Source organism: Corynebacterium sp. HMSC055G02 (assembly GCF_001809065.1).
GTDB lineage: Bacteria > Actinomycetota > Actinomycetes > Mycobacteriales > Mycobacteriaceae > Corynebacterium > Corynebacterium jeikeium_D.
Window position 1 is genome coordinate 121333 of the sequence record NZ_KV795633.1, and the last position, 17504, is coordinate 138836.

Sequence of the window (17504 nt, forward strand, 5' to 3'; positions counted from 1 at the left end):
GTGCACTACGCCTTGAAGACCCCTAGCGCAGTTCGATGCGCTCGGCCTTCTTCGCCTGTGAGCGGCGGTAAAGAACAATGGTCGGCAGAGCGATGAAGATAGCCAACATCGCCAACGTCGCGCCGCCCAAAGCCGGTGCGCGGTAGCCATAACCGGACGCAATGACCCAACCACCGAGCGCCGCTCCGAATGCGTTGGCCATGTTCAATGCGGCCTGGTTGAGTGCTGCCGCCAGCGTCTGTGCGCGACCGGCGACATCCATCAGACGGGTCTGCAGATTAGGCACCAATACCGATCCCAGCAGACCGATAAGGAGGAAGTTGATCGTGCCCAGCACAGCATTCTGTGAGGTGAAGTAGAAGACGCTGAGCATGATTACCATCAGCACCAGCGCAACCATGATGCCCCACTCCCCGATGCGGTCGGAGAGCCAGCCACCGATGTAAGTACCGACAACCATGCCGATGCCGTAGGCCATCAGCACAATCCAGATGTGGTTTTCGCTCATGCCCGCTTCGCGAGTCATAGTCCAGGTGATGTAGGTGTAAACCGCGAACATGCCGCCGAAACCAACGGTGCCAATCGCGACGGTCAGCAGCACCTGCGGTGTCACCAGAGCCGAGAGCTCATCCATCGGACGTGTCTTCGGCATGCGGTTCATATGCGGCACGGCGAACCACAGCGAAACAAATGCAATCAGCCCGATGACCGCGACAAACGCGAAGGCGCTGCGCCAACCGTAAATCTGTCCCAGCACCTGCGCGGCCGGCACACCAATCACAGTCGCCACCGACAACCCCACGCCCGACAGAGCCACCATCTTGCCGCGCTGTCCCGGCTTAGCCAGGGAGGCCGCCACCAGCGCCGCCACCGAGAAATACGCGCCGTGCGGCAGACCGGCAATGAAGCGCGAGACCATGACCGCTTCGAAGGAGCCCAGTGTGCCTGCCCATACCGTCGCACCATTGCCGATGGTAAATGCTGCCATCAGCAGCAGGAGCATGCGCCTGCGCGGAATCGAGCCGGTCAGCACGGTAATTAGCGGTGCGCCCACGACAACACCGAGTGCGTACATCGAAATCATGCGCCCTGCGGCATCCTCATCACGTCCGAAGGCATCAGCGATGTAAGGCAGCAGGCCCATGGCCACAAACTCGGTAACGCCGATGCCGAATGCACCGACCGACAGAGCCACAATCACCAAGATTCGGCGTAGATCAGAGATGTCGTCCTGCACCGGAACAGGACGGCGATGCGAGCTAAACGCTCCCGCACGACGCGCACGCGGTTTGTGGTCGTCGTTGTGGGTTGTTACTTCGCTTGACGACGTCATTGCGACCGTCTCCTTTTCTCTTCTTACGCCAGTTGGTGGACTCTCAGTTCCCCTCGACTTTCGACCCAAGACGGGCTCCCAAAACCGTGAGGGGAGCCGCAAGGGAAAAATGAGACTCTACTCCGCAACACAAAAATTTCGCTATTTAATCCGCCTGTTCCCCGGGTATTTGTGCGCGGAATAACATCTACGGCCATTAGTGGAAGTCGCTCACTCAAGTTCTACTAATACATTTTGCAATCGGCATTGTTTGCCGAGGACTACCATTCCCTCCGAGCGCCACGGACTTCCTACCCATCGAGCGCTCCGGGTCTTCGATGCTTCCGTACTAGCTACCGGGTAAATTGTTTTAAAAGATATTTCGAACTGCAATACCGATAGGATCTTGATCCACTATGGGCGACCGCTATAACCTCTACGAGTCTCTGAAGCTGGATAGCGCAGCCAGCACCGAAGAACTCCATGCAAATCTTTCTAATCAGCTCTCCGAACTGCGAGATGCTGGCGTCTCGGAGTACTCCGGCGAGTTCCAGGAGAAGCTCACTGCGCTGCAGGTGCTTGGCGATGAGGGACGTCGTCGCGAATACGACGCTTTGCTGTCCGATGAGAACGCCACCATCACCATCGCGACGCTGCGCGAGCTGGCAAATCGCCCGGTACCCACTGCGCAGGAATCCTCGTTCCAGACGCAAACCCAGCAAGCACAGTGGTCCGCCCCGACTCAAACCAGTCCTGCGACAGTAACCACCACGGTGACCACGGATGTACCACCGCTGCCTGCAAACGCCACACTGCAGAACATGTGGCAGCGCATGCCACTCATCCCCCGAATCACTACCGGCTTGGTCGGTTTTTCAACTCTGATTGGCATCATCGCAGTTCTGTACGCAATCACGCTCGGCATCCAGGGCGCCAACGATCTCGGCAGCCTAGAGTCATCGTTGGGTGATTCTTGGGATGACATCGGCTACATTATGGGCGCTGCAGCCGCCCTCGTTCTTGTTCCGCTCCTGTTACTGCTGGGAATGATGCTTGTCACCTTGACCGCATACTGGATTCACTCCATCCTCCGCGGTGAAGACTCGACGGCACCAATCTTTTTCTGCGTCACCGTGGCACCACTGGCGTTGGCTATGACCATCATCCCCCTCCTGTTCTTGAGCTCCTGGGTGGATGTAGTCCTCTTCCTCGCAGGTGCCATGCTGATCGCGGCTTGCGTTCTTATGTTCCTCAAGGACATGCGCGCATGGTTCCGCGGCCAGAAACTGGTCAGGACTACCCAGTCGGCGCCGGGGCAGGGCTATGCTCCGCAGTACCCCCAGTCTCAGAACATTCAGGGTTACCAGTTCGGCCAGAACAATCCTCCGAACAATACGCAGAACTAACTAGGCTGCCCTGAACAACCGCGCCGGCGTGCACGACACCCCAGCGCGGTTTTTCGTATTTGAAGGGTTTGAGCGCTGGGACCGTCGTAAAGCGAAAAATGGAATGAAAAGCGGCGAATAAGCGACAAATAATTGCACATTTCGTGACTTGCCTCACATAATTGCGTTATTCATATCACTATCACTGTTTTTGCGCTATGCCCCGACACAACCCAAGATTCAAAACTGGGTTATCGTGGAACAAAACAGATAGGAGACATGAATTATGGCGACAATTATTTGGACCCGTACTGACGAAGCCCCTCTGCTGGCGAGCTACTCGCTGAAGCCAATCGTGGAGGCATTTGCAAGCCAGGCTGGTGTCAATGTTGAAACCCGCGACATCTCCCTCGCAGGCCGCATTCTGGCTCAGTTCCCGGAGCGTCTTTCGGACGAGCAGAAGGTAGAGGATGCGCTGGCAGCCCTGGGCAAGCTGGTCAAGGAGCCGGACGCCAACATCATCAAGCTGCCGAATATCTCTGCATCCGTCCCGCAGATTAAGCGCGCTGTCGCAGAGCTGCAGGAAAAGGGCTATGACATTCCGAAGTACAAGTCGCAGCCGGAAGGCGACGAGGAGACCGCCGACCGCGCCAAGTTCGACAAGGTCAAGGGCTCTGCCGTTAACCCGGTACTGCGTGAGGGCAACTCCGACCGCCGCGCTCCGGAGCCGGTGAAGAACTACGCCCGCAAGCACCCGCACCGCATGGGCGCTTGGTCCGCAGACTCCAAGACCAACGTCGCCACCATGGCCTCCAACGACTTCCGCCACAATGAGAAGTCGGTTGTCATGCCGGAAGACGACAAGCTGACTTACCAGCTCGAGGCTAACGACGGCCAGATCATCACCCTGAAGAAGGACATGCCGGTCCTCAAGGGCGAGATTATTGACGGCACGGGCATGAACGTCCACATCCTGGACAACTTCCTGCGCGCTCAGATTCGCCGCGCACAGCGCGAGAACATCCTGTTCTCCGTGCACCTGAAGGCCACCATGATGAAGGTCTCCGACCCGCTGATCTTCGGCGAGGTTGTCAAGGCCTTCCTGCCATCTGTTTTCCCGAAGTTCGAGTCCAAGCTGGCTGCCGCCAACCTGACTCCGGACAACGGCCTGGGCGCCATGCTCGATGGTCTGCACAAGCTTGACGACGCTACTGCGGCGGCCGTCAAGTCCGCTATCGAGAAGGACCTGAAGGAAGGTCCGGCCCTTTACATGGTCAACTCCGATAAGGGCATCACCAACCTCCACGTTCCGTCTGACGTCATCGTTGACGCCTCCATGCCTGCACTAATCCGCAACGGCGGCAAGGGCTGGGGCCCGGACGGTGAGGAGCGCGACACCCTCGCAGTCATCCCGGACTCTTCCTACGCAGGCGTCTACCAGGCTGTTATCGAGGACTGCCGCGCCAATGGCGCTTTCGACCCGGCCACCATGGGCTCTGTCCCGAACGTCGGCCTGATGGCTCAGAAGGCTGAGGAGTACGGCTCCCACGACAAGACTTTCCAGATTCCGGTTGACGGTGTCCTGCAGGTCATCAACTCCGCTGGCGAGGTTCTGATTGAGCACCACGTCGCCGAGGGTGACATCTGGCGCTCCTGCCAGACCAAGGACGCCCCAATCCGCGACTGGGTGAAGCTGGCCGTCAACCGCGCTCGTATCACTGGCGACCCTGCAGTGTTCTGGCTGGACCCGCAGCGTGCACACGACAACAACCTGATCAGCAAGGTCAACGAGTACCTGGCAGATCACGACACCGAGGGTCTGGATATCCGCATCATGGATCCGGTGTCCGCTACCAAGTTCTCCCTCGAGCGCATCCGCCGCGGCGAGAACACCATTTCCGTAACCGGTAACGTTCTGCGTGACTACCTCACCGACCTGTTCCCGATCATGGAGCTAGGCACCTCCGCCAAGATGCTGTCGGTCGTGCCGCTGATGGCCGGGGGCGGCCTGTTCGAGACCGGTGCAGGCGGTTCCGCACCGAAGCACGTCCAGCAGGTTCAGGAAGAAAACCACCTGCGCTGGGACTCCCTGGGTGAGTTCCTTGCACTGGCCGAGTCCCTGCGCTACGCCGCTGAGCATGACGACGACCCACGTCCACGCGTCCTGGCTGAGGCCCTGGATAAGGCAACCGCTACCCTGCTCGACGAGGGCAAGTCACCGTCCCGCAAGGCTGGCGAAATCGACAACCGCGGCTCCCACTTCTACCTGGCTCTCTACTGGGCACAGGAGCTGGCCAAGCAGGACGAGAACTCCGAGCTGAAGGAAGCTTTCGCCCCGGTTGCTAAGGCTCTCACGGAGAAGGAAGAGTCCATCACCAAGACCCTGATTGATGCTCAGGGCTCCCCGGCTGACCTGGGTGGCTACTTCCTGCCGGACGATGAGAAGACCTCCGCAGTTATGCGTCCGTCCGCTGAGTTCAACGAGATCATCGACGGTCTGAAGAAGTAGGACTAGCTGCTTGCTCCTGGCTGGTCTGGCTGGTCTGGCTGGCCTGGTTGGCCCAGGCTGGCCTAGGCCGACCTAGGCTGACCGCCGGTTTCGGGCGATAGCCCCTCGCTCATGTTGCATTTGATGCACATGGCGTGAGGGGCTTTTTCTATGCCCTGACTTCCTTAACGGCCTTGACAGCTTCCGGCTTGGCTCGCCCGACACTCGGCACCGCAGCGCCCGCCCCCCCCCACAACCGACCACGCCCCAGAGCCAATCAAACCAATCCGTACTAAGCGGACTATAGCACTCTCGACACAGATATACACACCCTCTTACCTTGGGTTTTTCCAAAACTTTGCAATAGACAGCTTGGTTCACTATTGTTTGTAAGCAACGTTTTGAACAATCTCAAAAACCGCAAGGAAGTATCTGAAATGACCACCAAGTACGACAACAGCAACGCCGCCAACTGGGGCCTGTCCACTCGCGCTATTCACGCCGGTTTCGCTCCGGACGCACAGACCTCCGCGCGCAACCTGCCGATTTACAACACCTCCTCCTACGTCTTCGATTCCGCTGAGCACGCTGCCAACCGCTTCAACCTCTCGGATGCAGGCCCGATTTACTCCCGCCTGACCAACCCGACTGTGGATGCCGTCGAGCAGCGCATCGCCAGCCTCGAGGGCGGCGTCGCTGCCGTACTGTTCTCCTCCGGCCAGGCAGCTGAGACCGCTGCTGTCCTCACCCTGGCTCGTGCAGGCGACCACTTCGTCGTTTCGCCACGCCTTTACGGCGGTACTGAGACCCTGTTCAAGGTCACCCTGCCGCGCCTTGGCATCGACTGCACTTTCGTCGAGAACCCGGATGACCCGGAGTCCTGGCAGGCAGCAGTTCAGGACAACACCGTCGGTTTCTACGGTGAGTCCATCGCCAACCCGCAGATCGACGTCCTCGATATCCCTGCCATCGCCGAGGTTGCACACCGCAACAACGTTCCGCTGATCGTCGACAACACGGTTCCGACCCCGGCCCTGCTGCGCCCACTCGAGCACGGTGCTGACGTCGTGGTTTCCTCCACCACCAAGTTCCTCACCGGTAACGGCTCCTCCCTCGGCGGTGTCATCGTCGACGGCGGCAAGTTCGACTGGACTCAGACCCGCAACGGCCGCTCCATCTTCCCGAACTTCACCGAGGCCGACGAGGCTTACCACGGCCTGAAGTTCGCTGACCTGGGCGCCCCGGCCTTCGCTCTGCGCGCTCGCGCTGGCATTCTCCGCGACACCGGTGCTGCTCCAGCTCCGTTCAATGCGTGGGTTCTGGCTCAGGGTCTCGACACCCTGGCTCTGCGCATCGAGCGCCACAATGAAAACGCCAAGGCAGTCGCTGAGTTCCTCGAGAACCACCCGCTGGTCGCCAAGGTCAACTACGCTGGCCTGCCGAGCTCCCCGTGGTACGAGACCCTGAACAAGCTGGGCCTTTCCGGCGCCAGCGGCGTGCTCTCCTTCGACCTGAAGGATGCCGACACCGCCAAGGCTTGGAAGTTCATTGACGCTCTGAAGCTGCACTCCAACGTCGCCAACATCGGTGATGTCCGCTCGCTGGTTGTCCACCCGGCCACCACCACTCACTCCCAGTCCGATGAGGAGGGTCTGACTCGCGCCGGTATTTCCCAGGCCACCGTTCGCCTCTCTGTCGGTATCGAGAACATCGATGACATCATCGCCGATCTCGAGGGCGGCTTCGCAGCACTCGCGTAGACCGTTTGTACACGGACACAGAACGGACTAAGTAGTCTATAAGGCATGAGCTTTTCCCCATCTACCCCGGCCGCCCTCCCACCCGAGGGCGAGCCGGGGCGTGTCTTTATCGGCGATGTCACAACCGAGGCTGGCGCGGTCATCCCCGACGTCACCGTCGAGTTCGAACGCTGGGGCCGGCTTAACGACGACTGCTCGAATGTCATCCTCCTCGAGCACGCTCTAACCGGCGACGCCCACGCTTCCGGCCCCTCGGATGAGTACCACCCGACTGCGGGTTGGTGGAACGGGATGATTGGCTCTGCCCGCGCACTGGATACCGACGAGTACTGCATTATCTGCACCAACGTCATCGGTGGCTGTCGCGGTACAACCGGCCCTTCCAGTCCACATCCGGACGACGGCAAGCCCTGGGGCTCTCGCTTTCCCGCTATCTCCGTGCGCGACACGGTGACGGTGGAGCACCTTGCGCTGCAGGAACTGGGAATTTCCCGCCTCCAAGCTGTCATTGGCGGCTCCTTGGGTGGGGCCCGCGCGCTTGAGTGGTCACTGATGCACCCTGATTTCGTCGGCAAGGCATTGGTGATGTGTGTCGGCGCACGTGCGTCTGCTTGGCAGATTGGTATTCAGTCTGCGCAGATTCAATTCATTGAGTCCGATCCCGATTGGCATGGCGGCGACTACTACGACCGCGGTGTGACTCCGGCCCGAGGTCTGGGTTTTGCACGCAGGGTCGCGCATTTGACGTACCGTGGCGAGCTGGAGATGGATGATCGCTTTGGCGCGGCAGCGCAGCCCGGTGAGGATCCGCTGGGCGCGATGCGCACGGAAGATCGCTTCCAGGTAGAAAGCTACTTGGATCACCAAGCGGAGAAGCTTGCCCAGCGTTTCGATGCAGGCTCGTATGTTGTGCTCACCGATACCTTGAATCGGCACAATATTGGCCGTGGTCGCGGTGGCCTCAACGAGGCGCTGCACTCGTCAACCGTGCCGACCATGGTTGCCGGTGTGGACACGGACATTCTCTACCCCTTCCACCAGCAGGAGCACCTCGCCCGCAATCTGGGCAACTGCTTGGGGCTAGAAAAGATTGAATCCGCCGTGGGTCACGACGGATTCTTGACGGAGTTCGAGCGAGTGGATTCGATTGTGCGTAGTTTCCTCGCTCGCGATGTCAGCTAATGTCAGCTAGCTTTCCAACGCATCCACGCTGACTGCGAGGAATACGATTCCCATCCCGATTATGGAGCAAAACCATAGGTCAAAGGCCCGGGATCGCACAGAGAACACACCTAAAATGCTGTCCGGCAGGTACTGCCTAGCCACGCCGAGCAGCATCATTGTGCTTCCCAGCATAAATGTGGCGCGTCGCCACCGCTCCAGCCCCAGAAACACAACGAAGGCGGACATGCCGAAAAAGAGCGCACCGTAAATCGTATACTGCACCCACATTGGCCACGATGCCCCCGGCGGCGGGGTCTTCGGGCTGTGCGGGTTCAGCATTGGATCCGGCAGATCTTCCCGCCGGGCACGCTGCGCAATTTCCCTTTTCGACACGAGTTGTTCCTCCTGGCTGATTAGGCCAGGCCAGCGAGCTTTTCAGCGCGCTCGACGACATTGCGTACAAGGAAAGCGCGAGTCAGTGGGCCGACACCACCTGGGTTCGGGGATACGTAACCGGCAATGTCCCAGACGTCATCGGCAACGTCACCGGCCAGCTTGCCGTCGACACGCGAAACTCCCACGTCGAGCACAGCAGCTCCAGGCTTGACCATGTCTGCAGTAAGCATATGAGCGACACCAGCAGCGGCGATGATGACATCAGCCTGACGGGTTTCAGCGGCCAAGTCCTTGGTGCCGGTGTGACATAGCGTCACGGTGGAGTTCTCGCTACGGCGAGTGAGCATCAGGCCGATTGGGCGACCAACGGTGACACCGCGGCCGATAACAACAACCTTGGCACCGTTGAGCTCAACGCCGAAGCGTCGCAGCAGGTGGATACAGCCGTTTGGGGTACACGGCAGTGGTGCTGGCTCGTTGAGGACCAGCTTGCCCAGGTTTACCGGGTGGAGGCCATCGGCGTCTTTCTCCGGATCGATGAGCCCCAGAATACGGTTTTCATCCAGGTGCTTCGGCAGTGGCAACTGAACAATGTAGCCTGTGCACTCCGGGCTTTCATTCAGCTCGGTGATTACTGCCTCGAGCTCTTCCTGCGTGGTGTCAGCCGGAAGGTCACGGCGGATAGAGGCGATACCAATCTGCTCACAGTCGCGATGCTTCATCTTGACGTAAGAGTGGCTGCCTGGATCATCACCAACCAACACGGTGGCCAGCCCCGGAGTGTAGCCGGCTTCCTTCAAACGCTCAACGCGCTTTTCCAGGTCTTCAAAGATTTCGTCTCGGTAGAGTTTGCCATCAAGCTTTGTCGCTGCCATGGCATTTATCTTAGGCACAGGAGCGAATAATGCCCAGAAATGCCCCGTAACAGCCCTCGCCTAGACCCTATTTACCGCCCATAAAGCCCTGCTGACGCCAGACTTCATAAGCAGCCACTGCTGCGGCGTTGGAAAGATTCATGCTGCGACGGGCTGGCAGCATCGGAATTCGGATTAATTGTGTAATTCGCGGATCATCGAGCACTGACTGTTCCAACCCGGTTGGCTCCGGGCCAAAGAGCAGAACATCGGTGTTCGTGTACTCAATGTCTGTGTGCCACGTGTCAGCGTGTGCGGTAAAGGCAAAAATGCGGCACCCTTGGCTGGCAAAGGTCTCCAATGCTTGATCGATGGAGTCATGAATACGCACATCGGCCAGGTCATGGTAATCCAGCCCGGCGCGACGCAGATTTTTGTCATCGAAGTTGAACCCCAGTGGCTTGGCCAGATGCAGCATAGCTCCAGAGCCCGCACACATGCGGATAGCGTTTCCGGTGTTCGGCGGGATGACAGGCCGGTCAAAAAGCACGTGGCAGGTGTGGCTCGTAATCCAGTCTGTGGAGTTCGTTGGCTCGGCGTTCGTTGGCTCGGTCGTGGCGCTATTCATTTCTTCCGTCAGTTCTTTTCCGCTGCTTCTTTTACTGCTCGTTGTTGGTTTCTGCTGCCGCTGTCGTGGCAGGCGCCGCATCGCACACACCGTGCTCGGTGAAAAACGCGATGATGGTCTCACCGATTAGCGCTCGGCTCCTCGGCTTCGAGAACTTATGGCCCTCTCCCTCGACCACCAGAAAATCGGTGGGCACGCCGTATGCGTCCATGGCGTTGCGCATCTGACCAGACTCTCGCGGAGGCACGTTGGTATCCCACTCGCCGTGAATGAATAGGGTTGGAGCCTTCATTTCCTCCGCACGGTGCAGCGGTGAGATATCGCGCAGGAGCTCAGCATCCTGGTACGGGTAGCCGTATCGGGGGAACGCGGCCTGCGCCAACCAAGGCTCGGTGGATTGGTAGTAGGTTTCAAAACTTGTCATTCCGCAGGCATCGACGATGACCGCAAACTGATCCGGGTACCATGCCGAGGCCAACAGCGACATGAAGCCACCGTAGGATCGCCCGCCCAGCGCAATGCGTTCTGGATCCGCCAGCCCGGCATCAACGAGGAAGGCACGCGCCGCTGCGATATCCGCAATAGCGGCAAAGCGTCCATAGCGGTCGCCCGCGTGCTCAAATGACCTACCGGACCCCGAGGAACCGCGCACATTAGGAGTGAACACCACGAAGCCCGCCTCCACAATGCTGGCTAGAACATCGTGGTGGATGGGTTTCGCCTGCAGTTCTGGTCCGCCGTGGATGTGGATGAAAGCCGGCGGTAGTGCGTTTCCGGAGACGTCATTAGAACTATTGCGCACCGACTCCGGAAGGTAGAGCCAGCCAGACAGTTCCAACCCATCGCGGGAGACAAAGTAGACCAGCTCTGGAGCCGGCATGGTCTCCAGATTCTTCTCTTCCAGAGCCAAAATCCGTTCGGTGCGTTCCATATCCAATGGCTCAATGACACCACCGATATTGCGCAGAATCTCCACCGTTGGCGCAAGGCCTGGCCCTTCTACTGTCAGGGAGATCAGCTCACCGTCACCGGAGATTGACAGCTCGCGCGCAACCATGCCCGGCAATTCCACATTGCGGCGCACCATCACCCGCATGTCGTCAGTCTGCGGGTGAAGGCCAAGGGTAAGCACCTCAAGCGTGCTGACCCCACCGCTGTTCCACAGCACAGCCGCAGTGGAGGAATCCTCACTGATGACAAATTCTTCGACGTCTTGATCCGGATTGCCAATGAACTCCTCGACATCAACTTCGATGCCGATCTTCATATCCAAAATCTCCGCTGCGGTCGATTCCGCTGTGCGCGGCTCAGTAGTGCTGATACCGCTATCGGGAGTAATACCCAGGCGCAGGATGCGACGCTGTTCCGCGCCATGATCTGAGAGCACGAACGCGGTCAGCTTCTCCTGCCCCGGATGCGCCAATAAGACACCGGCATCTGTGGTGGAGCCGGGATCGGACGGCAGCAGCGGCTGCCACTGCTGCCCCGGTCCGACCAGCAGTAGCTCACGGTGGCCTCGCGGCCCCACCCGCACGAGGCCAAACCCGCCTTCAGCCGCTACCAGCTGGCTGTCAGTGCGTTTATCAATGACCTCATACTTTGAGTTCGTCGGGTTGACCAAACGCGCATAGTTAATGCCCTGGGCATCGACCGCGTTCATCGCTAGGAGATCGTTATCCCATTCCACCAGTGTGGCGCGCATATCCGCATCCATACGCAGGGGGCGGGCACCGTCGACCTCCGGATCGGTGGATACCAGCCAGGTCTGCAGTCGCTCCGTACCGTACGGAGAGACCTCGCAGGCGATCCACTTTCCATCCGGGGAGTGCAGCACCCTGGTAACCGGGCCTTCCACCGGCAGTTTCACGGGGCGCTCCGCCCCTAGCCCCTCCGGAGTAATCTCCTGCTGTACCGCACGCGGGTAGCCGCTATCGCGGACAATAAAGGCGATTGCACTCCCATCCGGTGCTAACGAGGATTCATAGGTCTGGCGCATGACAATCCATTCTAGTAGTCAGCGAAAATCTCTACTTCGACCTGCCACCACTGGCTGCCCCAGAGCCTCGGACATATCCACCAGACGATCGGCCACGATTGTCACCGCACCAGAGGCTGTCTGCGCGATACCGCGCACCACCATCGCCCGCGAATTCACCGCTACCGGCCGAAATCGATTCCACAGCCCCGGCGTACACAGCACATTCACCAGCCCAGTTTCGTCCTCCATTCCCAAAAATGTCACTCCACCAGCGGTCCCCGGACGTTGCCTATGCGTCACGACTCCCGCCACTTCTACTCGTGTTCCGTCGGGCACTGTTTTCAGTTCCGCCGCAGGCACCACTCCACGTTCCTGCAGGTCTGCCCGCAACGCGGCCACCGGGTACTGCCCCGGGGTCACTCCCGTTGCCGTCAAATCGGCAGCTGCCAGCTCAAACTCCGTCATGCCGGGCAACGCAGGTGCGTCGGCAAGCGTGAGCCCCGGCAGCATGCCCTCACTTTCCGTCGCCGCCACGCCCGCCGCCCACAGTGCTTGCCGACGGTCAATCCCCAGCGACCCAAGCGCCCCTGCGCGCGCCAGTGCTTCCATGTGCCCAACACTCAGCCGAGCTCTGCGGGCGACATCTGCTGCGTTGACAAATGGCCGCGCTGCGACGATACGTTCCGCCACATCATTGCCCACACCAGCAATGGCACCGAGCCCCAACCGAATACGCCCATCGATGACGCTGGCTTCCACGCCTGAAACCGAGATATCCGGACCATCGCAGCCGATACCGTGCCGGCGAGCATCGGCAATCAACGACTGCGGAGAGTAAAACCCCATGGGCTGGGCACGGAGCAATGCGACACAGAACTCCGCCGGATAGTGGTACTTAAACCAAGCCGAGAAATACACCAAGGAGGCAAACGACTGCGCGTGTGATTCCGGGAAACCGTAGGCGGCAAAGGCCACTATCTTGTTCCACAGTTGTTCCCCAATATCCGCATCAATGCCACTGGTGCGCTCCAGCCCAGCCAGAAAACGGGCATGAAGCGCTTCCATTTTGGCCACTGAGCGCTTCGACCCCATAGCGCGACGCAGCGAGTCCGCTTCCGCCCCACTGAAACCCGCCGCATCGACGGCCATTTGCATCAGCTGCTCTTGAAATAGCGGGATGCCCAGTGTCTTCCCGAGGGACTTCTCCAGCACTGGATGCTCATAGGTCACTGGTTCGAGTCCATTTCGGCGGCGAATGTAGGGGTGCACGCTACCGCCTTGAATGGGGCCTGGGCGAATGAGTGCCACCTCCACCACCAGATCAAAGAACTCCCTCGGCTTCAGTCGGGGCAAGGTGGCCAGCTGCGCGCGCGATTCCACCTGAAACACGCCCACCGCGTCCGCGCGTGCCAACATCTCGTAAACCTCCGGTTCAGCGACATCTATTTCCCACAGGTTCACTCGGCGCCCATGCTGTTCATAGACCAAGTCAATGCAATGGTGGATGGCCTCCAGCATTCCGAGGCCAAGCAGGTCGAATTTCACCAGTCCCGCTGCCGCACAGTCATCCTTATCCCACTGCACTACCGAACGACCTTCCATGCGTGCCCATTCCACTGGCACGACATCCGCAATCGGCCGATCACAAATCACCATTCCGCCAGAGTGAATGCCTAAATGACGAGGCTGCCCACGAAGCTGCTCCGCCAGTTGCTGCACCGGCTCCGGCGGGCACGCTTCCCGGTCTCTGACCCACGCATCGATAACGCCCGGCGAGTACCCCAACACCCGCGCCGCATCGCGCAATGCACCGCGCCGCCGGTAGGTAATGACATTGGCCACCTGCGCGGCATTGTCACGACCATACTTTTCATAGACGTATTGGATGACCTCTTCCCTACGACCAGACTCAATGTCTACATCGATATCCGGTGGCCCATCCCGTTCTGGCGACAAAAACCTCTCGAACAACAGCCCGGCACTAATGGGGTCAACATTGGTGATCCCCAGCGCAAAACACACCACCGAGTTAGCGGCCGAACCGCGCCCCTGCGCCAGAATTCCCGCCCGGCGACAGAACTCACAGAGGTCATGCACGATGAGGAAGTAGCCTGGAAAACCCAGCTCTCGAATCACAGTCAGCTCATTCTCTAACTGCGCCCACGCCCGCGCTTGCACGGAGCTATCCCCAGCTCCATCGGCCGGACCATACCGCCGCCGCGCCCCCGCACGAGCAATTTCCCGTAGCCACGAATCCTCATCGTGACCAGCAGGAACCTCCCAGCGAGGCAACTCAGGCGCAATGAGATCAAGCGTAAAAGCACACTCACCTGCAATGTCCTGTGTTGCCTGCAGCACCTGCGCCCCCAGATACCGTGTTGCCGCCGATAGCTCCTCCCACGAACGCAACCAAGCTCCGCCTGCGGGCTCCAGCCGTGACTCGAACCCGTCTAAGTCCTCCCGCACAGCAAGGGCCTGCTTCGCCCCGGCCAACCGGCTTGCCGCAGGCGAGGCCGCCGTCGCAGCAGAGGAAACCACCTCCCGCAGGCCATACTTCACAGCTGCGGCCGAAATAGCCTCCTCATCATCGGCCGCCTCTGCTGTGGAGCTCAGGCGGTGCTCGAGCGCCACGTTCTCCGCACCGAAGGCCGCAATGAGCTCTTCCAAGTCGCCGACCCAGCTGACGTCGGCAAGCACCTGCCAGAAACCACCTGCGGCCTCCCCTAACTCTGGCAGCGAGGGATAGCGGACGACGGACTTCTCCCCTGCCGACATATGCGCATCACACAGCGTGTGGCTCAGGCGCCGATAGCCCTCGGGCCCCCGCCCCAGCACTGTGAGGGGCCGCTGCGGAAGCCCCAGCTCCGCGCCGATGATTGTGGCGATACCAGCCTCCGCTGCAGCCTCGGCAAAACGAGCGATTCCATAGAAACCATCGCGATCTGCCAGCCCCAACACGTTTAACCCCAAACGCGCAGCCTCGGACACCAATTCTTCCGGATCCGATGCGCCATGCAGGAATGAATAACTCGAACGACAGTGCAATTCCGCCTTAATATCCGCAGGCGAAAATGACACGCCACCTCCGCCACTAACACCGCTTTCCGGAGCTTCAAAAGCCCCAACGATGGAATCTGACAGCTGCCCCCTCCAGCCGTTGAAGCTGCCATTAGGCTGTAGTTTTCCTGAAAATTTACCCGATAGAATACGCTCAATCCGCGACCAGCTCAGTGGCCGACCGGACTGCTCCGACTGTCCGCCCGAGATGTTTTCCATGCCACGAACATTAACCCACCCTCCGGACTGTATTCAAACGTATTTTCGATTAGTATGTGTATTAAGCACCACCCCCGGGACGCATCCGTAAGTCACACCTCAGCCACGCTCGACTGTTTAGGCTGAAGTTGAATTTTCAGCACTACCTGGGCAAGTGCTAGCCTTAACCCCAGAATTAAAGACAGCTTGGTCTAGTTCTGCCTTAAAACTTCAGCTAACAAATCCCATTAAATAAGGAGACCCCTCGATGAACCTCAAGCGTTTTTCCGCCGGTGTACTTACTGTCGCGTTCGCCGCAACCGGCCTTACCGCCTGTGGCAGCTCGGATGATGCCATTCGCATCGGCACCACGGATGCCGGCAAGAAGGCCTGGACCGTTTTCGAGCAGAAGGCTTCCGAACAGGGCATCGATCTGGATGTTCAGCCCTTCTCCGACTACCAGACCCCGAACCGCGCACTCGATGAGGGCCAGCTCGACGTCAATCTCTTCCAGCACATCAAGTTCCTGGCTGAGTACAACGTCGGCGCAAAGTCGGACCTGACTCCGATTGGCTCGAGCGAAATTGTCCCGCTGGCTCTGTTCTGGAAGGACCACAAGTCGGTTGATGAGCTGGAAAAGGGCACCGAGGTCGTCATCCCGAACGACCCGTCCAACCAGGGCCGCGCTATTAACGTGCTGGTTCAGGCTGGCCTGCTGAAGCTGAAGCAGGATGACCTGCTGACCCCGTCCCCTGCTGACATCGATAAGGAAGCTTCCAAGGTCACGGTTCTGCCGGTGGATGCCGCTCAGACTCCGGCCGCCTACGGTGAGGGTAAGCCTGCCATTATCAATAACTCCTTCCTGGACCGCGCCGGCATCGACCCGAATACCGCCATCTTCCAGGATGACCCGAACTCCACGGAGGCAGAGCCGTACATCAACGTCTTTGTCACCAAGGCTGAAAATGCTGACAACCCGAAGTACGCGGAGCTCTCCAAGATCTGGCACTCCAAGGAGGTCCAGGACGCAGTCGCAGAGGACTCCAAGGGCACCTCGGTTCCGGTTGACCGTTCGGCTAAGGAGCTGCAGGACATTCTGGATCGCGTCGAAGAGCAGCAGCGCGAGCAGAACTAACGACACTGCCACCTAAGCACCGCCCAACACCAGGGAACACAGACCAAGGGGCACTGATTCACTCGTGACCAACAAGGGAACGAAGCTCGAATTCCGCGAGCTGAACAAGCAATTCGGCGACGTCACCGCGCTCGCCGACATCAACCTAACCGTTGAACCCGGCGAAATCCTCGGCGTCATCGGTTATTCCGGCGCTGGTAAATCAACGCTCATCCGTATGATTAACGGCCTGGAAAAGCCAACCTCCGGGCAGGTTTTGCTGGATGACACCGACATCGTCGGCATCTCCGAGCGCCAGCTACGGAGTCTGCGCCGCAATATCGGCATGATTTTCCAGCACTTCAACCTCTTCCATTCGCGCAACGCGATTCGCAACGTTGAATACCCGCTGGAACTGGCCGGCATGCCGAAGGCCAAGCGCCGCGCTCGCGCCCAGGAGCTGCTGGAGTTCGTCGGTCTCGGCGACAAGGCGGAGTCCTTCCCCGAGCAGCTCTCGGGTGGGCAGAAGCAGCGTGTCGGCATCGCCCGTGCGCTCGCCACCGAACCGACGCTCTTGCTTGCCGACGAAGCCACCTCGGCACTCGACCCGGAAACTACTTCCGGCGTCCTGGATCTGCTGCGTCGCATCAATCGCGAAATGGGTGTCACTATCGTGCTGATTACCCATGATATGTCGGTTGTACGCGGTATCGCTGACCGCATGGCCATCATGGAAAATGGTCACATCGTCGAAACCGGTACGGTCCACGAGGTTTTTGCCAACCCCAAGACTGAGGTTGGCCGCCGCTTCGCCACCACCGCACTGCGCGATGTTCCAATTGGTCGTGAACGCGATTCGGTGAATCAGTCTGCCGAGAGCGCAGCAGCTCGCCTGGTCACCATCACTATCAATGACGGTGTTGACCTCGGTGCCCTGGCACAGGCCACTAGTGCCCACGGTGTCGCCGCCTCGGTGGCACACGGCGCGGTCGCCAATGTGCAGGCGAAGTCCTACGGCCGCCTTACTTTGCGGTTGACTCCGCTGACAGGTAATTCCGCCTCGGATTCCTCTGATTTCGATGCCGCCATTGCTGCTATTTCCGAACTGACACAGGTAGAGGAGCTTGCATCATGATCGGTCTCTTAAACTCTCTGCCATCGGTGAGTGGC

The 17504-nt window shown here is 59.5% G+C and carries 12 protein-coding genes; 6 read left to right on the forward strand and 6 right to left on the reverse strand.

The window, feature by feature from the left end; genetic code table 11:
* Positions 1-22: 22 nt before the first annotated feature.
* The gene (locus HMPREF2547_RS00850) at positions 23-1333 is read right to left on the reverse strand and encodes an MFS transporter (protein WP_016422141.1); all 1311 of its coding nucleotides are present in this window, start codon (positions 1331-1333) and stop codon (positions 23-25) included.
* A 395-nt stretch (positions 1334-1728) separates the two neighbouring features.
* On the opposite strand from HMPREF2547_RS00850, the gene HMPREF2547_RS00855 reads away from it, so the two are divergent.
* From HMPREF2547_RS00855 to HMPREF2547_RS00870, 4 genes are all read left to right on the forward strand, one after another.
* On the forward strand, positions 1729-2718 hold the full coding sequence (locus HMPREF2547_RS00855; protein ID WP_070604440.1) for a molecular chaperone DnaJ: 990 nt from the start codon (positions 1729-1731) through the stop codon (positions 2716-2718).
* Positions 2719-2983: 265 nt separating this feature from the next.
* Positions 2984-5206 (forward strand): NADP-dependent isocitrate dehydrogenase, encoded by a 2223-nt coding sequence (locus tag HMPREF2547_RS00860; protein ID WP_070604441.1) that lies wholly within the window; start codon positions 2984-2986, stop codon positions 5204-5206.
* A gap of 416 nt (positions 5207-5622) precedes the next feature.
* Positions 5623-6945 carry an O-acetylhomoserine/O-acetylserine sulfhydrylase gene (locus HMPREF2547_RS00865; RefSeq protein ID WP_048731554.1) on the forward strand — a complete coding sequence of 441 codons (1323 nt, stop codon included), beginning with the start codon at positions 5623-5625 and terminating at the stop codon, positions 6943-6945.
* A 45-nt stretch (positions 6946-6990) separates the two neighbouring features.
* Positions 6991-8127 carry a homoserine O-acetyltransferase MetX gene (locus HMPREF2547_RS00870; protein WP_070604443.1) on the forward strand — a complete coding sequence of 379 codons (1137 nt, stop codon included), beginning with the start codon at positions 6991-6993 and terminating at the stop codon, positions 8125-8127.
* A gap of 6 nt (positions 8128-8133) precedes the next feature.
* Here HMPREF2547_RS00870 and HMPREF2547_RS00875 read toward each other — a convergent pair whose 3' ends face one another.
* The 5 genes from HMPREF2547_RS00875 to HMPREF2547_RS00895 all read right to left on the reverse strand — a co-directional run bounded on the left by HMPREF2547_RS00875 (position 8134) and on the right by HMPREF2547_RS00895 (position 15241).
* Positions 8134-8502: a DUF3017 domain-containing protein gene (locus HMPREF2547_RS00875; RefSeq protein WP_083296838.1), complete on the reverse strand. Its 369-nt coding sequence runs from the start codon at positions 8500-8502 to the stop codon at positions 8134-8136.
* Positions 8503-8522: 20 nt separating this feature from the next.
* A complete protein-coding gene (locus HMPREF2547_RS00880) occupies positions 8523-9380 on the reverse strand; it encodes a bifunctional methylenetetrahydrofolate dehydrogenase/methenyltetrahydrofolate cyclohydrolase (protein ID WP_005510041.1) in 858 nt (285 codons plus the stop codon).
* A 67-nt stretch (positions 9381-9447) separates the two neighbouring features.
* Positions 9448-9987, reverse strand: coding sequence for a tRNA (cytidine(34)-2'-O)-methyltransferase (locus tag HMPREF2547_RS00885; RefSeq protein ID WP_049190330.1), 540 nt, complete (start codon positions 9985-9987; stop codon positions 9448-9450).
* Positions 9988-10018: 31 nt separating this feature from the next.
* Positions 10019-11983, reverse strand: a complete 1965-nt coding sequence (locus tag HMPREF2547_RS00890; RefSeq protein WP_070604445.1) for an alpha/beta hydrolase family protein — start codon at positions 11981-11983, stop codon at positions 10019-10021.
* Positions 11984-12001: 18 nt separating this feature from the next.
* Complete coding sequence (locus HMPREF2547_RS00895; protein ID WP_070604447.1) at positions 12002-15241, reverse strand: error-prone DNA polymerase; 3240 nt, start codon at positions 15239-15241, stop codon at positions 12002-12004.
* Between the two features lie 247 nt (positions 15242-15488).
* Here HMPREF2547_RS00895 and HMPREF2547_RS00900 point away from each other — a divergent pair, with 247 nt between their 5' ends.
* Positions 15489-16355, forward strand: coding sequence for a MetQ/NlpA family ABC transporter substrate-binding protein (locus tag HMPREF2547_RS00900; protein WP_016422131.1), 867 nt, complete (start codon positions 15489-15491; stop codon positions 16353-16355).
* Positions 16356-16419: 64 nt separating this feature from the next.
* Positions 16420-17469, forward strand: a complete 1050-nt coding sequence (locus HMPREF2547_RS00905; RefSeq protein WP_048731541.1) for a methionine ABC transporter ATP-binding protein — start codon at positions 16420-16422, stop codon at positions 17467-17469.
* The last annotated feature ends 35 nt before the right edge of the window (positions 17470-17504 follow it).

Excerpts from the sequence above, each read along its gene's own strand:
- HMPREF2547_RS00850 (WP_016422141.1), bottom strand. The coding sequence starts at position 1,333 with ATGACGTCGTCAAGCGAAGTAACAACCCACAACGACGACCACAAACCG.
- HMPREF2547_RS00855 (WP_070604440.1), top strand. The coding sequence starts at position 1,729 with ATGGGCGACCGCTATAACCTCTACGAGTCTCTGAAGCTGGATAGCGCA.
- HMPREF2547_RS00860 (WP_070604441.1), top strand. The coding sequence starts at position 2,984 with ATGGCGACAATTATTTGGACCCGTACTGACGAAGCCCCTCTGCTGGCG.
- HMPREF2547_RS00865 (WP_048731554.1), top strand. The coding sequence starts at position 5,623 with ATGACCACCAAGTACGACAACAGCAACGCCGCCAACTGGGGCCTGTCC.
- HMPREF2547_RS00870 (WP_070604443.1), top strand. The coding sequence starts at position 6,991 with ATGAGCTTTTCCCCATCTACCCCGGCCGCCCTCCCACCCGAGGGCGAG.
- HMPREF2547_RS00880 (WP_005510041.1), bottom strand. The coding sequence starts at position 9,380 with ATGGCAGCGACAAAGCTTGATGGCAAACTCTACCGAGACGAAATCTTT.
- HMPREF2547_RS00885 (WP_049190330.1), bottom strand. The coding sequence starts at position 9,987 with ATGAATAGCGCCACGACCGAGCCAACGAACGCCGAGCCAACGAACTCC.
- HMPREF2547_RS00890 (WP_070604445.1), bottom strand. The coding sequence starts at position 11,983 with ATGCGCCAGACCTATGAATCCTCGTTAGCACCGGATGGGAGTGCAATC.
- HMPREF2547_RS00895 (WP_070604447.1), bottom strand. The coding sequence starts at position 15,241 with ATGGAAAACATCTCGGGCGGACAGTCGGAGCAGTCCGGTCGGCCACTG.
- HMPREF2547_RS00900 (WP_016422131.1), top strand. The coding sequence starts at position 15,489 with ATGAACCTCAAGCGTTTTTCCGCCGGTGTACTTACTGTCGCGTTCGCC.